Raw genomic sequence first — 12,763 nt, forward strand, 5'->3', positions numbered from 1 at the left:
CCCACCACGACGAGGGGCGAACGGCCATGGAACCGAGGGACGCCACCAGCTCCACGGACACCGCGAGCACCGCTGCCGCGGCACGCCCCGCCCGCACGGCCCACCGGGACACCTTCGCCCGCGACCATCTCCCGCCGCCCGGACAGTGGCCCGAGCTCCGCTTCGACCTGCCCGAGCTCAGCTACCCCGAACGGCTGAACGCCGCGGCCGAACTGCTCGCCGGGACCGCCGCGGAACGCCCCGCCTTCCGCACCGCCGACGGCGAGGTGTGGACCTACGGACAGCTCCGCGCCCGCGTCGACCGGATCGCGCACACCCTCACCACCCGGCTGGGCGTCGTCCCCGGAAACCGCGTCCTGCTGCGCGGCCCCACCACCCCCTGGCTCGCGGCCTGCTGGCTCGCGGTGCTCAAGGCGGGCGCGGTCGCCGTCACGGTGCTCGCCCAGCAGCGCCCGCACGAACTGCACACGATCTGCGGGATCGCCCGGGTCGGCCACGCCCTGTGCGACGTGCGCGTGGTCGACGACCTGGTGAAGGCCGACGTCCCTGGGCTGCACATCACCACCTACGGCGGCGACTCCCCCGACGACCTGCTGCACCTGCCGGCGTCCGAGGAGCCGTTCCCGCCCGGGGACACGGCGGCCGACGACGTGGCGCTGATCGCCTTCACCTCGGGCACCACGGGCCGCCCCAAGGGCTGTATGCACTTCCACCGTGACGTGCTGGCCATCGCGGACACCTTCTCCCGGCACATACTCCAGCCGCGCCCCGACGACGTCTTCGCGGGCAGTCCCCCGCTCGGCTTCACCTTCGGTCTCGGCGGGCTCGTCGTCTTCCCGCTGCGGGCCGGTGCCAGCGCCCTGCTGCTCGAACAGGCGGGGCCCGGGCAGTTGCTGCCCGCGATCGCCGAGCACCGCGTCTCCGTGCTGTTCACCGCACCGACCGCCTACCGTGCGATGCTCGGCGAGCTGGAGGGGCACGACATCACATCGCTGCGACGCTGTGTGTCGGCCGGCGAGAACCTGCCCGCGACGACCTGGCAGGCGTGGTACGAGCGCACCGGCCTGCGCGTCATCAACGGCATCGGCGCCACCGAACTGCTGCACATCTTCATCTCCGCCGCGGACGACCGGATCCGTCCGGGAACCACCGGAGTGCCGGTACCGGGCTGGCACGCGCGCGTGCAGGACGCGAACGGCCGGCCTGTGCCCGACGGCGAACCGGGACTGCTCGCGGTACGCGGCCCGGTCGGCTGCCGCTACCTCGCCGATCCGAGGCAGCAGGAGTACGTCAGGGACGGCTGGAACATCACGGGCGACACCTATGTCCGCGACCCCGACGGCTACTTCCGCTATGTCGCGCGCGCCGACGACATGATCATCTCGGCCGGCTACAACATCGCCGGACCCGAGGTGGAGGAAGCCCTGCTGCGCCATCCCGACGTGGTCGAGACGGCGGTCGTCGGGCAGCCCGACGAGGCCCGCGGGCAGATCGTGGTGGCGTACGCGGTCCTCAGGGCCGGCGCCGCCCCCGACCCGGACGCACTGCGCGCGTTCCTGACGTCCGAGCTCGCGCCGTACAAATGCCGCGCGAGTTCGTCTTCCTGGACGCGCTGCCACGCACGGCGACGGGCAAACTCCAGCGTTTCCGGTTGCGTACCCATCTCACCCCTGCGGCGGGGACGGCGGCCGAGGCCCGCCCGGACGCCAACTCCGCTGCCGCAGAAGGTGATCATGGGTGACGCGGACGTCCTAGAGTGATCAGCGTGTCCGATCAGCACGCTCCCCGGTCCCTCATCGTCACGTTCTACGGCGCCTACGGCCGCTTCGCCCCCGGCCCGGTGCCGGTGGCCGAGCTGATCAGGCTGCTCGCCGCGGTGGACGTGGACGCGCCCTCGGTCCGCTCGTCGGTGTCACGGCTGAAACGACGCGGACTGCTCGTGCCGGCCCGCACGGCCACGGGGGCAGCCGGGTACGCGCTGTCGCCGGACGCACGGCAGCTCCTCGACGACGGCGACCGGCGCGTGTACGCGACTACTCCGCCCAAGGACGAGGGCTGGGTGCTCGCCGTGTTCTCCGTGCCGGAGTCGGAACGGCAGAAGCGGCACCTGCTGCGCTCCCGGCTCGCCGGGCTCGGCTTCGGCACCGCGGCTCCCGGCGTGTGGATCGCCCCGGCACGCCTGTACGAGGAGACCCGGCACACCCTGGAGCGGCTGCGGCTCGACCCGTACGTGGACTTCTTCCGCGGCGACCATCTCGGTTTCACGCCGACCGTCCGGGCGGTGGCACGCTGGTGGGACCTCACCGCGATCGCCGGGCAGCACGAGGCGTTCCTCGAACGCCACGCGCCCGTGCTGCAAGGCTGGGAGGCCCGCCCGACCACTCCGCCCGAGGACGCGTACCGCGACTATCTGCTCGCTCTGGACTCCTGGCGCCATCTGCCGTACGTCGACCCCGGGCTGCCCGCCGAGCTGCTTCCCGTGGACTGGCCGGGCGCCCGCTCGGCCGCTGTCTTCCGGGCTCTGCACGAGCGGCTGCGGGACGCGGGGGCGGCCTTCGCGGGGGTGTGACCCCACCGCCCCAACCGCGCTCCCCGGCGCGCGGGGCTCGGCTCAACCGGCCAGGGTGAGCCGGGGCTTGGGGGCATCCGTGCGTCCCGTCTGCGGGCGCCTGCTGCCGGCCCCGTAGGGCGCCGGCCACGCCACGCCCGGCCCGCTGTAATCCTGCTCGGCCGCCGCGTGCAGCGTCCAGTGCGGGTCGTACAGATGCGGCCGGGCGAGCGCGCAGAGATCCGTACGCCCGGCCAGGATCAGCGAGTTGACGTCGTCCCAGGACGAGATGGCACCCACGGCGATCACCGGGATGCCGATCTCCTGGCGGATCCGGTCGGCGTACGGGGTCTGGTACGAACGTCCGAATGCCGGTCGCTCCTCGGCCACCACCTGCCCGGTCGACACATCGATCGCGTCGGCGCCGTGAGCGGCGAAGGCGCGGGCGATCTCCACGGCCTCCTCGGCCGTCGTGCCGCCCTGGGCCCAGTCCGTCGCGGAGATCCGCACGGTCATGGGCCGCTCCTCGGGCCACACCGCCCGTACGGCGTCGAAGACCTCCAGGGGGAAGCGCAGCCGTTTCGCCAGGGTGCCGCCGTAGCCGTCGGTACGGCGGTTGGTGAGCGGCGAGAGGAATCCGGAGAGCAGATAGCCGTGGGCGCAGTGCAGTTCGAGCAGATCGAAGTTGCTGCGCGCGGCCCGCCAGGCGGCCGCCGCGAACTGTTCGCGGATGTCGGTCAGTTGCGCGCGGGACAGCTCGCGGGGTGTCTGGCTCCCGGGCTTGTACGGGATCGGGGAGGCGGCCACGAGCGGCCAGTTGCCCCCCTCCAGGGGCTCGTCCATGCCCTCCCACATCAGCTTGGTCGAGCCCTTGCGGCCGCTGTGCCCGAGCTGCACGCCGATCGCGGTGCCCGGCGCACTGGTGTGCACGAAGTCGGTGATCCGCCGCCACGCCTCCCCCTGCCGACCGGTGTACAGACCCGCACAGCCCGGTGTGATCCGGCCCTCGGCGCTCACGCACACCATCTCGGTCATGACCAGGCCGGCTCCGCCGAGCGCCCGCGCGCCCAGGTGGACGAGGTGGAAGTCGCCCGGAACCCCGTCCACCGCCGAGTACATGTCCATCGGCGAGACCACGACCCGGTTGCGCAGGCTCAGACCGCGCAGCCGGAAGGGGGTGAACATCGGCGGTGTGCCGGGCGGGCAGCCGAAGTCCCGCTCCACCGACGCGGTGAAGTGCGGGTCGCGCAGCCGCAGGTTGTCATGGGTGACCCGGCGACTGCGGGTGAGCAGGTTGAAGGCGAACTGCCGGGCCGGCTGGCCGACGTAGAGCCCGAGGTTCTCGAACCACTCCAGGCTGGCCCGGGCCGCGCGCTGCGTGGAGGCGACGACCGGGCGCCGCTCCTCCTCGTACGCGGCCAGGGCATCCGGCAGCGAGGCGTGCTCCTCCAGACAAGCGGCCAGGGCCAGCGCGTCCTCCACGGCCAGCTTCGTGCCGGAGCCGATGGAGAAGTGCGCGGTGTGCGCGGCGTCGCCGAGGAGGACCAGGTTGCCGTGCGACCAGCGCTCGTTGACGACCGTGCGGAACGTGGTCCAGGCGGAGTTGTTGGACCGCAGGGGCATGCCGTGGAGCGCCTCCGCGAAGGTCTTGGCGCAGCGCTCGATGGTCTCGGCGGTGTCCAGCTCCGCGAAGCCGGCCGCCCGCCACACCTCTTCACGCATCTCCACGATCACGGTGGAGGCGCCTTGGTCCTGCGGCCCCGAGGGCCCCGCCTGGTCCGGCGACGGGCGGAAGTAGGGGTAGCCGTGCAGCTGCATCACGCCGTGCTCGGTCTCGGCGATCTCGAAGCGGAACGCGTCGAAGGCGAAGTCGGCGGCGAGCCAGATGTAGCGGCAGAGGTGCTCCTCGACGGAGGGCCGGAACACCTCGGCGTAGGCCTGGCGCGTGGCGCTGTGCACGCCGTCGGCGCCGATCACCAGGTCGTACGACTCCGCGAGCCGCGCGGGATGCGGGGCCTCGGAGCCGAAGCGCAGGTCGACCCCGAGGGAGCGGCAGCGCTCCTGCAGGATCTGCAGCAGCCTGCGCCTGCCGAGGGCGGCGAACCCGTGGCCGCCGGAGGTGTGACGGACGCCCCGGTGCACGATGTCGATGTCGTCCCAGCGCACGAACTCGTCCTGCAGCGCCGCGTAGACGACGGGGTCGGCGTGCTCGATGCCACCGAGGGTCTCGTCGGACAGGACGACACCGAAGCCGAAGGTGTCGTCGGGGGCGTTGCGCTCCCAGACGGTGACCTCGCGAGCCGGGTGCAGACGCTTGAGGAGGGCGGCGGCGTACAAGCCGCCGGGGCCCCCGCCGATGACGGCGACCCGTAGCGCCTGCCGCGCCGCCGTCGGGTGGACCGCCGCCATGGCTACCTCCCCTGCCACTTCGGCGCCCGCTTCTCGGTGAAGGCGGCGTGGAACTCGGCGTAGTCCTCGCCGTTCATCAGCAGGGCCTGCGTCGCCGCGTCCAACTCGACGGAGGCGGCGAGCGGCATGTCCAGCTCGGCTGTGAGGAGCGCCTTGGTCTGGGCGTACGCGAGCGCCGGGCCGTCGGCGAGCCGCCGGGCAAGCGCCTGGGCCGCCTCGTCGGCGTGGCCCTCCTCGGTCAGCTCGCTGATCAGCCCGATCCGCTCGGCCTCGGGTGCCCGCACCGGCTCGCCGAGCATCAGCAGCCGGGTCGCATGGCCGAGTCCGACGACTCTCGGGAGCAGATAGGCGGCCCCCATGTCGCCGCCGGAGAGCCCGACCCGGGTGAAGAGGAAGGCGAAGCGGGCCGAGGGATCCGCCACCCGGAAGTCGGCGGCCAGCGCGAGCACCGCGCCCGCGCCTGCGGCCACGCCGTGCACGGCCGCGATCACCGGGAACGGGCACTCCCGCAGGGCCCGTACGACCTGCCCGGTCATCCGGTTGAAGTCGAGCAGCTCGGAGGTGTCCATGGACAGCGTGGCGCCGATGATCTCGTCGACGTCGCCGCCGGAGCAGAAGCCCCGGCCCTCGCCGGCCAGTACGAGGGCCCGGACGGACTTCTCCCGGGACAGCTCGGCGAGCAGGTCGCGCAGGTCGGCGTAGGCGCCGAAGGTGAGCGCGTTGAGTTTCTCGGGGCGCGCCAGGGTGACGGTGGCGACCCCGTTGGCGATGACGCATCTGAGGTGACGCCAGTCGGAGGTACGGGCGGCGGAGCCGGTGAAGGGACTCATGTGGTGCGGCCTCCTCGGACGGGGGCGGCTGTCCGCGCTGCTTCTCTGTGACGAAGTTATCACTTGTTCGTGACTGTCGTCACGAGTGCGCGATAAGACAGTGTGCGGGAGCGGGAAATCCTGGCCGACGTCGGTCCCGGCGTCACGTCACAGCTCGTCGACAGGCCGGTAACGACCTGCGCCGCGGCGCAAGGCCGGGCGTCGTCCCGGGTAGGCAGCCCCCTGCCGGAGCCGACGAGGGCTCCGGGCGAAGCCCGGCGACCGCTCCCTGCGGGGCGCGCCGTACCATGCCCTGTAGTTGAAAGCAGGACGACCTGCGCCATGAACGGATCCGCCTTGTACGAACCGCCCGCCCCCGCCTCCTGGCGCGTCGCGCTGCCGCACACCGCCGCGGCCGTGCCCGTCGCCCGTGCCCTGGTCCGCACGGCGCTGGCGGAGCTGGAGCATGCGGCGGACAGCGACACCGCGGAGCTGCTCACGGCGGAGCTGGTCGCGAACGCGGTGGAGCACGCCACGGGTGAGGGGCCGATCGAGCTGGTGGTCGAGCTGCTGCCGACGGGCTGCAAGGTCGAGGTCCACGACCCCGACCCGGAGCCGCCCGGCAGTCTGACCCGCCCGGCGGCGGAGGTTCCCGACCCCTGGCAGGAGCACGGGCGCGGCCTGCTGCTGATCCGCAGCCTGAGCTCGGCCTGCGGTCACCGCCCGACCGCGTCCGGCAAGGCGGTGTGGTTCAGACTGCCTGTGGTTCCACGGCAGTGGCGTCCGGCGTGACGGCGCCCGCGACCAGCCGGGAGCGCCGGCGCCCGTAGAGCGCGTACACCAGGCACCCGGCCGCCAGGAACACCGCGAACTGCACCCAGGTCGTCCAGCCCGTCTCGTACATCAGGTACAGGCAGAAGCCGATCCCGAGCAGCGGCACCAGCGGGTACAGCGGCACCCGGAAGCTGCGGGCCAGGCCGGGTGCCCTGCGGCGCAGGGCGATCACCGCCACATTGACCACGGCCATCGTGGCGAGCGTGCCGATGGTGCACAGGCCGACCACGGCGTCCAGCGAGGCGAAGGCCGCCGGGACCGCGAAGACGACCGCCACGATCACCGTGCCGGTGACCGGCGTCGACGTCTTCGGGGAGACGCGCTCGAAGACACGGGGGACCAGCCCGTCGCGGGACATGGACATCAGGATGCGGGTCTGCCCGTACATCACCGTGAGCACGACCGAGGCGATGGCGAGGACCGCGCCGAAGGCGATGACACCGCCGCCGACGGTGGAACCGGTGACCTGGTTGACCACGTACGACAGCGCCGCGGGCCGGCCGGCCACCGCCGGACCGCCGATCGCACCGATCGCGGCGACGGCGACCGCGCAGTACAGCAGCGTCACAAGGCCGAGGCAGACGAGGATCGCCACGGGGATGTCCCGCCGCGGGTTCTTGGCCTCCTCGCCCGCGGTGGTGATCGCGTCGAAGCCGATGTACGAGAAGAAGGCGGCCGTGGTGCCGGCCCCGATGCCGCCGAGCCCGGCCGGGGAGAACGGGGTCAGATGGCCGTGCTTGAACGCGGTGAACCCGATGGCGCAGAAGGCGACGAGGATGGCCAGCTTGAGGACCGCCATGGCGGCGGTGGCCCGGGCGCTCTCCCGGACGCCGCGCACGAGCAGCACCGAGGCCAGGGCGATGACGATCACCGCGGGAAGGTTGACCACCCCGCCGTCGCCGGGCCCGGCGGAGAGCGCGGCGGGCAGCTGCCACCCGGTGAGGCTGTGCAGCAGTTCGTTGACGTACTGGCTCCAGCCGACCGCGACGGCCGACACGGACACGCCGTACTCCAGCAGCAGGCACCAGCCGACGAGGAAGGCCGTGCCCTCCCCGAGGCCCGCGTAGGCGAAGGAGTACGAGGACCCGGAGACCGGGATCGCACCGCCCAGCTCGGCGAACGCGAACGCGGTGAAGACGCAGGTGAGCGCGGCGAGCACAAAGGAGACGACGACGGCGGGCCCGGCCTGGGCGACCGAGTCGGACAGACCCACGAAGATGCCGGTACCGACGATCGCGCCGACGCCGAAGCAGACGAGCTGGAACAGGCCCATGTGGCGCTTGAGGCCGTGGCCCGCGAGATCGGCGCCGGCCTCGGCGACGAGCAGCTCGGGGGACTTGATACGGAAGGGGTTGGCGGGACTGCCGGGCATACGGATGGTGCTCTTTTCGGTGGTGCGTCGCGACGGGTTCGCCGCGTGGCGGATCACGGAAGGGGTGGTTCCGGATCCGCCGAGGATCGTACGGGAGGGTCTCCGGCGCCCGCTGCGACAGCGGCACACCGGTCCGGTCAGGCGAGGGTGGCGACGAGGACCGCCTTGATCGTGTGCATGCGGTTCTCCGCCTGGTCGAAGACGACGGAGTGCTCGGACTCGAAGACCTCGTCGGTGACCTCGAGCTCGGTCAGCCCGTGCCGTGCGTGGATCTCGCGGCCGACGGCGGTACCGAGGTCGTGGAAGGCCGGCAGGCAGTGCAGGAACTTGACGGCGTCGTTGCCCGTGGCGCGCAGCACATCCATGGTGACGGCGTACGGGGCGAGCAGCGCTATGCGCTCGTCCCAGACCTCCTTGGGCTCGCCCATCGACACCCATACGTCGGTGGCGACGAAGTCCGCTCCGCGTACGCCCTCCTTCACGTCGTCGGTGAGCGTGATGCGCGCCCCGGAGGTGATGGCGAGCTGCTGGGCCACCTCGACGATCGCGGCATCCGGCCACAGCAGCCGGGGCGCGACGATCCGGACGTCCATGCCGAGCAGCGCGCCGGTGACGAGGTAGGAGTTGCCCATGTTGTAGCGGGCGTCGCCGAGATAGGCGGCGGCGATCCCGGCCAGCGGCTTGTCACTGTGCTCGGTCATGGTGAGGACGTCGGCGAGCATCTGGGTCGGGTGCCACTCGTCCGTGAGTCCGTTGTAGACGGGAACCCCGGCGTAGGCGGCCAGCTCCTCGACGACACCCTGCGCATGCCCCCGGTACTGGATGGCGTCGAACATGCGGCCGAGCACCCGGGCGGTGTCCTTGACCGACTCCTTGTGCCCCATCTGTGAGCCGGTCGGGTCCAGATAGGTCGTGTGCGCGCCCTGGTCGGCGGCGGCGACCTCGAAGGCGCACCGCGTACGGGTCGAGGTCTTCTCGAAGATCAGCGCGATGTTCCTGCCCCGCAGGCGAGGGGTCTCGGCCCCGGCCTTCTTGGCGGCCTTGAGCTCGGCCGCCAGCTCGACCAGGTGACGGAACTCCTCCGCGGTGAAGTCCAGCTCCTTGAGGAAGTGACGTCCCGTGAGGGCGGTCGGGGCTGTCGCCATCAGGGCGCTCCAGGGTACGAAGGGGCAGGACGAACAAGAGGACGAATGGAAGTCTATACGATCCTCAACATTTCTATGCGTGACATCGGCCGGGCGCCTCCGGTCGGACGCGAACAGCGCCCGCCGGCACCCGCGTTCACCTCGGGACGGCGTCCCGCTCCACCGGACAGCTCATACACCTGGGGCCGCCTCTCCCCCTCCCCAGCTCACTTCCCGGGATCTCGATCACTTCGATTCCCTGTTTGCGCAGATGCGTATTGGTCGTGACATTCCTCTCGTACGCCACCACCACTCCCGGCTCGACCGCCAGCACATTGCACCCGTCGTCCCACTGCTCGCGCTCGGCCGCGTGCACATCCTGCGTGGCGGTGAGCACCCGGATCTCACTCAGCCCCAGTGCGGCGGCTATCGCCCGGTGCATGTGCTCCGGCGGGTGGTCGGTGACCTTCAGCTCCTTGTCCCCGGCGCCGGCCTCGATGGTGTAGGAGCGGAGCATGCCGAGCCCCGCGTACTGGGTGAAGGTGTCGCCGTCGACCATGGTCATCACCGTGTCGAGGTGCATGAGCGCCCGCCGCTTGGGCATGTCGAGCGCGACGATGGTGCGGGCCGAGCCCGCGGCGAAGAGTTTGTGCGCGAGCATCTCCACGGCCTGGGGCGTGGTCCGCTCGCTCATGCCGATGAGCACGGCGCCGCTGCCGATGACCAGGACGTCCCCGCCCTCGATGGTGGAGGGGTAGTCGGCCTGCCCCTGGGACCACACATGGAAGTCCTCGTGACTGAAGAGCGGATGGTGCCGGTAGATCGCCTCGAAGTGGACGGTCTCGCGCTGTCGTGCGGGCCAGCGCATGGCGTTGATGGAGACACCGTCGTATATCCAGGCGGAGGTGTCGCGGGTGAAGAGGTGGTTGGGCAGGGGCCTGAGGAGGAAGTCGTCGAGCTCCATCACATGGAACCGCACGGACGTCGGCTCGAGGTGGGCCTCCAGGAACTCGCGCTTGGTCATACCGCCGACGAGGGCATCGGCGAGCTCCGCGGCGGGCAGCGTCTCGAAGGTGGCGCGCAGATGGTCGGTGGCGAGCGGCCCGTACTCCTTCTCGTCGAAGACCCGGTCCAGGACGAGGGAGCGAGCGGCCGGGATCTCCAGGACCTCGGCGAGCAGATCACCGAAGAGATGGACGACGACTCCACGATCGCGCAGCACATCGGCGAACCCGTCGTGCTCCGCGCGCGCCCGGCGCACCCACAGCACGTCGTCGAAGAGCAGCGCGTCCTTGTTACTGGGGGTGAGCCTCTTCAGCTCGAGGTCCGGCCGGTGCAAAATGACGCGGCGCAGCCGCCCGGCCTCGGAGTCGACATGGAATCCCATGCCTCCATCCTGACCACTCAGGTCCCGGTTCACCCTTCATTCGGCGCGAACCCGACCGTTTGATTTCGTCCCCTTGACGATAAGTGGCGCACCTCATTATCGTCTCCATGACGATAAAGAAGAGGGCCTCACGGGCTCTCGTCAGGAGGGGGCAGCGGACACATGGCCGACATCACACGGCGCTTCGGCTGGCGTCATCTGCGCGGGGCGCCGACCGCGCACATCCGGCACCACCGGGCGGGCCGCCTGGTCCACGACGGGCCGGGGCTCAGCTTCTGGTACCGCTCGCTCACCGCCGCGCTCTCCGAAGTGCCGGTGGACGACCGGGAACTGGCGATGACGTTCCACGCCCGCACCTCCGACTTCCAGGACGTGGCGGTGCAGGCCACGGTCACGTACCGGATCAGCGACCCCGGTGTCGCGGCCGCACGGCTGGACTTCTCCATCGACCCCGACACGGGCGTGTGGCGGGGCGCGCCGCTGGAGCAGCTCTCCACACTGCTGACCGAGACCGCCCAGCAGCATGCCCTGGACGTGCTGGCCCGGACGCCCCTGTCGGCGGCCCTGGTCGACGGCGTCGCGGCGGTACGCGAGCGGGTCGCGGCCGGGCTGGCGGCGGAGCCCCGGCTGCCCGCGACCGGTATCGAAGTGGTCGCCGTCCGGGTGGTGGCGCTGCGTCCCGAGCCCGAGGTGGAACGTGCTCTGCGTACCCCGGCCCGCGAGCAGATCCAGCAGGAGGCGGACCGGGCGACGTACGAACGCCGGGCCGTCGCCGTGGAACGGGAGCGCGCCATCGCCGAGAACGAACTGGCCAGCCAGATCGAACTCGCCCGGCGCGAGGAGCAGTTGGTCGAGCAGCGCGGTACGAACGCGCGGCGCGAGGCGGAGGAGCACGCGGCGGCGGACGCGGTGCGCGCCGAGGCGGAGGCCGCACGGACGGTCCGGCTCGCCGATGCCGAGGCCACCCGTTCCGTGCGGCTGGGCGAGGCCGAGGCCCGGCGGACCGTGGCGCTCGGCGAGGCGGAGGCGCGGGCCGCCCGGGAGCTCGGCGAGGCGCGGGCCGGGGCGCAGGCGGCGTGGCTGCGGGTGCACGCGGACGTGGACGTGGCGACGCTGCACGCGCTGACCGGGACACGGCTCGCCGACAACCTGCCGCGGATCGACAGCGTGACGGTGTCGCCGGATGTGCTCACCGGGCTGCTGTCCCGGCTGGGCGGGACGGCCGCCGGGGAACGGGCGTGAGCCTCGCCCCGCGGGCCGTGCTGGTCCACCGCACCACGGAGTACGAGGAGTTGCTGGCCCGGCACGGCACGCATGGGCAGGCCGCGTTCTTCCTGGCGTCGCGGGGACGGTCCATCGACGAGGTGCAGGTACGGCACCGGCGTGCGCGGGAGGCGCTGGCCGAGGTGGCGGCGGCGGTGCCGCTGACCTGGCGTCAGGCGCGGGTGGAGCGGTCGGACCTGGACAGGTTCCTGTTCGCGCCCGAGGACGTGGTGGTCGTGGTGGGGCAGGACGGGCTGGTGGCGAACGTGGCCAAATACCTGGCGGGCCAGCCGGTGGTGGGGATCGACGCCGAGCCCGGACGCAATCCCGGGGTGCTGGTGCGGCACCGGCCGCGGAACGCCGCGGCCCTGCTGCCGGCGGCCCGCGCACAGGGCACCGGCGTCGACGAACTCACCATGGTCGAGGCCGTCGCCGACGACACCCAGCGGCTCGTCGCACTCAACGAGATCTATCTGGGCGTCGCCGGTCATCAGACCGCCCGCTACCGCCTGGGCCTCGACGGCGACGGGGGTGTCGCCGAGGCCCAGGCTTCGTCCGGAGTGCTGGTGGGGACGGGGACGGGGGCCACCGGCTGGCTTCTGTCGCTCTGGCGGGAACGGGACGGCGCCCTCCCGCTCCCCCGCCCCACGGACGACCGCCTGCTGTGGTTCGTCCGCGAGGCCTGGCCCTCCCCCGTCACTGGCACGTCCCTGGTGTCGGGCGACCTCACCGCCCCGTCGTGCCTCAGACTCACCGTCGAATCCGAGCGTCTGATCGCCTTCGGCGACGGAATGGAGCGGGACGCGATGGAGCTGACGTGGGGCCAGACGGTCCGGGTGGGGGTGTGCGAGGAGCGGTTGCGGCTGGTGGACTGAGGGGGCCGCGCCGAGCGCCGGGGCCCACTCGAAGCGAGCGGGCCCCGGCGTCGGACGTCGGCGGATCACGGCGACGGACTCACGGAGGCCCCGCCGGCCGCCTTCCGCGAGGCGTCGCCCAACAGCGCCCCTCGGGTCCGAT

Annotated in this window: 9 protein-coding genes and 1 pseudogene; 5 read left to right on the plus strand and 5 right to left on the minus strand. The window is 72.0% G+C overall.

What is annotated here, in order from left to right; genetic code table 11:
- Positions 1 to 26 precede the first annotated feature (26 nt).
- Positions 27 to 1,741 (plus strand): annotated as a pseudogene (locus ABZ904_RS02960) (AMP-binding protein).
- 15 nt (positions 1,742 to 1,756) lie between these two features.
- On the plus strand, positions 1,757 to 2,569 hold the full coding sequence (locus ABZ904_RS02965; RefSeq protein ID WP_360989853.1) for a PaaX family transcriptional regulator C-terminal domain-containing protein: 813 nt from the start codon (positions 1,757 to 1,759) through the stop codon (positions 2,567 to 2,569).
- A 42-nt stretch (positions 2,570 to 2,611) separates the two neighbouring features.
- Here the strand turns inward: ABZ904_RS02965 and ABZ904_RS02970 are convergent, their stop codons facing one another.
- Both ABZ904_RS02970 and ABZ904_RS02975 read right to left on the minus strand, forming a co-directional pair.
- A complete protein-coding gene (locus ABZ904_RS02970) occupies positions 2,612 to 4,957 on the minus strand; it encodes a bifunctional salicylyl-CoA 5-hydroxylase/oxidoreductase (protein WP_360989850.1) in 2,346 nt (781 codons plus the stop codon).
- A 2-nt stretch (positions 4,958 to 4,959) separates the two neighbouring features.
- The gene (locus tag ABZ904_RS02975) at positions 4,960 to 5,787 is read right to left on the minus strand and encodes an enoyl-CoA hydratase family protein (protein ID WP_359394242.1); all 828 of its coding nucleotides are present in this window, start codon (positions 5,785 to 5,787) and stop codon (positions 4,960 to 4,962) included.
- A gap of 321 nt (positions 5,788 to 6,108) precedes the next feature.
- Between ABZ904_RS02975 and ABZ904_RS02980 the strand changes: the two genes are divergently transcribed.
- Entirely contained in the window at positions 6,109 to 6,558 is a 450-nt protein-coding gene (locus ABZ904_RS02980; protein WP_359394240.1) for an ATP-binding protein, read from the plus strand.
- Here the strand turns inward: ABZ904_RS02980 and ABZ904_RS02985 are convergent.
- From ABZ904_RS02985 to ABZ904_RS02995, 3 genes are all read right to left on the minus strand, one after another.
- Positions 6,518 to 7,972: an amino acid permease gene (locus ABZ904_RS02985; RefSeq protein WP_359394238.1), complete on the minus strand. Its 1,455-nt coding sequence runs from the start codon at positions 7,970 to 7,972 to the stop codon at positions 6,518 to 6,520. The two genes, ABZ904_RS02980 and ABZ904_RS02985, sit on opposite strands and share 41 nt — an antisense overlap.
- Positions 7,973 to 8,109: 137 nt before the next feature.
- Positions 8,110 to 9,117 carry an ornithine carbamoyltransferase gene (gene argF, locus ABZ904_RS02990; protein WP_359394236.1) on the minus strand — a complete coding sequence of 336 codons (1,008 nt, stop codon included), beginning with the start codon at positions 9,115 to 9,117 and terminating at the stop codon, positions 8,110 to 8,112.
- 136 nt (positions 9,118 to 9,253) lie between these two features.
- The gene (locus tag ABZ904_RS02995) at positions 9,254 to 10,483 is read right to left on the minus strand and encodes an arginine deiminase (RefSeq protein WP_359394234.1); all 1,230 of its coding nucleotides are present in this window, start codon (positions 10,481 to 10,483) and stop codon (positions 9,254 to 9,256) included.
- 162 nt (positions 10,484 to 10,645) lie between these two features.
- Between ABZ904_RS02995 and ABZ904_RS03000 the strand changes: the two genes are divergently transcribed.
- Together ABZ904_RS03000 and ABZ904_RS03005 are read left to right on the plus strand one after the other, a co-directional pair.
- Positions 10,646 to 11,725 carry an SPFH domain-containing protein gene (locus ABZ904_RS03000; RefSeq protein WP_361820789.1) on the plus strand — a complete coding sequence of 360 codons (1,080 nt, stop codon included), beginning with the start codon at positions 10,646 to 10,648 and terminating at the stop codon, positions 11,723 to 11,725.
- Positions 11,722 to 12,621 carry a hypothetical protein gene (locus ABZ904_RS03005; protein ID WP_361820792.1) on the plus strand — a complete coding sequence of 300 codons (900 nt, stop codon included), beginning with the start codon at positions 11,722 to 11,724 and terminating at the stop codon, positions 12,619 to 12,621. The genes ABZ904_RS03000 and ABZ904_RS03005 overlap by 4 nt, the downstream gene beginning before the upstream one ends.
- The last annotated feature ends 142 nt before the right edge of the window (positions 12,622 to 12,763 follow it).

Source organism: Streptomyces sp. NPDC046900 (assembly GCF_040644975.1).
In the GTDB taxonomy this organism is placed as follows: domain Bacteria; phylum Actinomycetota; class Actinomycetes; order Streptomycetales; family Streptomycetaceae; genus Streptomyces.

Excerpts from the sequence above, each read along its gene's own strand:
- ABZ904_RS02980 (WP_359394240.1), top strand. The coding sequence starts at position 6,109 with ATGAACGGATCCGCCTTGTACGAACCGCCCGCCCCCGCCTCCTGGCGC.
- ABZ904_RS03000 (WP_361820789.1), top strand. The coding sequence starts at position 10,646 with ATGGCCGACATCACACGGCGCTTCGGCTGGCGTCATCTGCGCGGGGCG.
- ABZ904_RS02975 (WP_359394242.1), bottom strand. The coding sequence starts at position 5,787 with ATGAGTCCCTTCACCGGCTCCGCCGCCCGTACCTCCGACTGGCGTCAC.
- ABZ904_RS02995 (WP_359394234.1), bottom strand. The coding sequence starts at position 10,483 with ATGGGATTCCATGTCGACTCCGAGGCCGGGCGGCTGCGCCGCGTCATT.
- ABZ904_RS02985 (WP_359394238.1), bottom strand. The coding sequence starts at position 7,972 with ATGCCCGGCAGTCCCGCCAACCCCTTCCGTATCAAGTCCCCCGAGCTG.
- ABZ904_RS02970 (WP_360989850.1), bottom strand. The coding sequence starts at position 4,957 with ATGGCGGCGGTCCACCCGACGGCGGCGCGGCAGGCGCTACGGGTCGCC.
- argF (WP_359394236.1), bottom strand. The coding sequence starts at position 9,117 with ATGGCGACAGCCCCGACCGCCCTCACGGGACGTCACTTCCTCAAGGAG.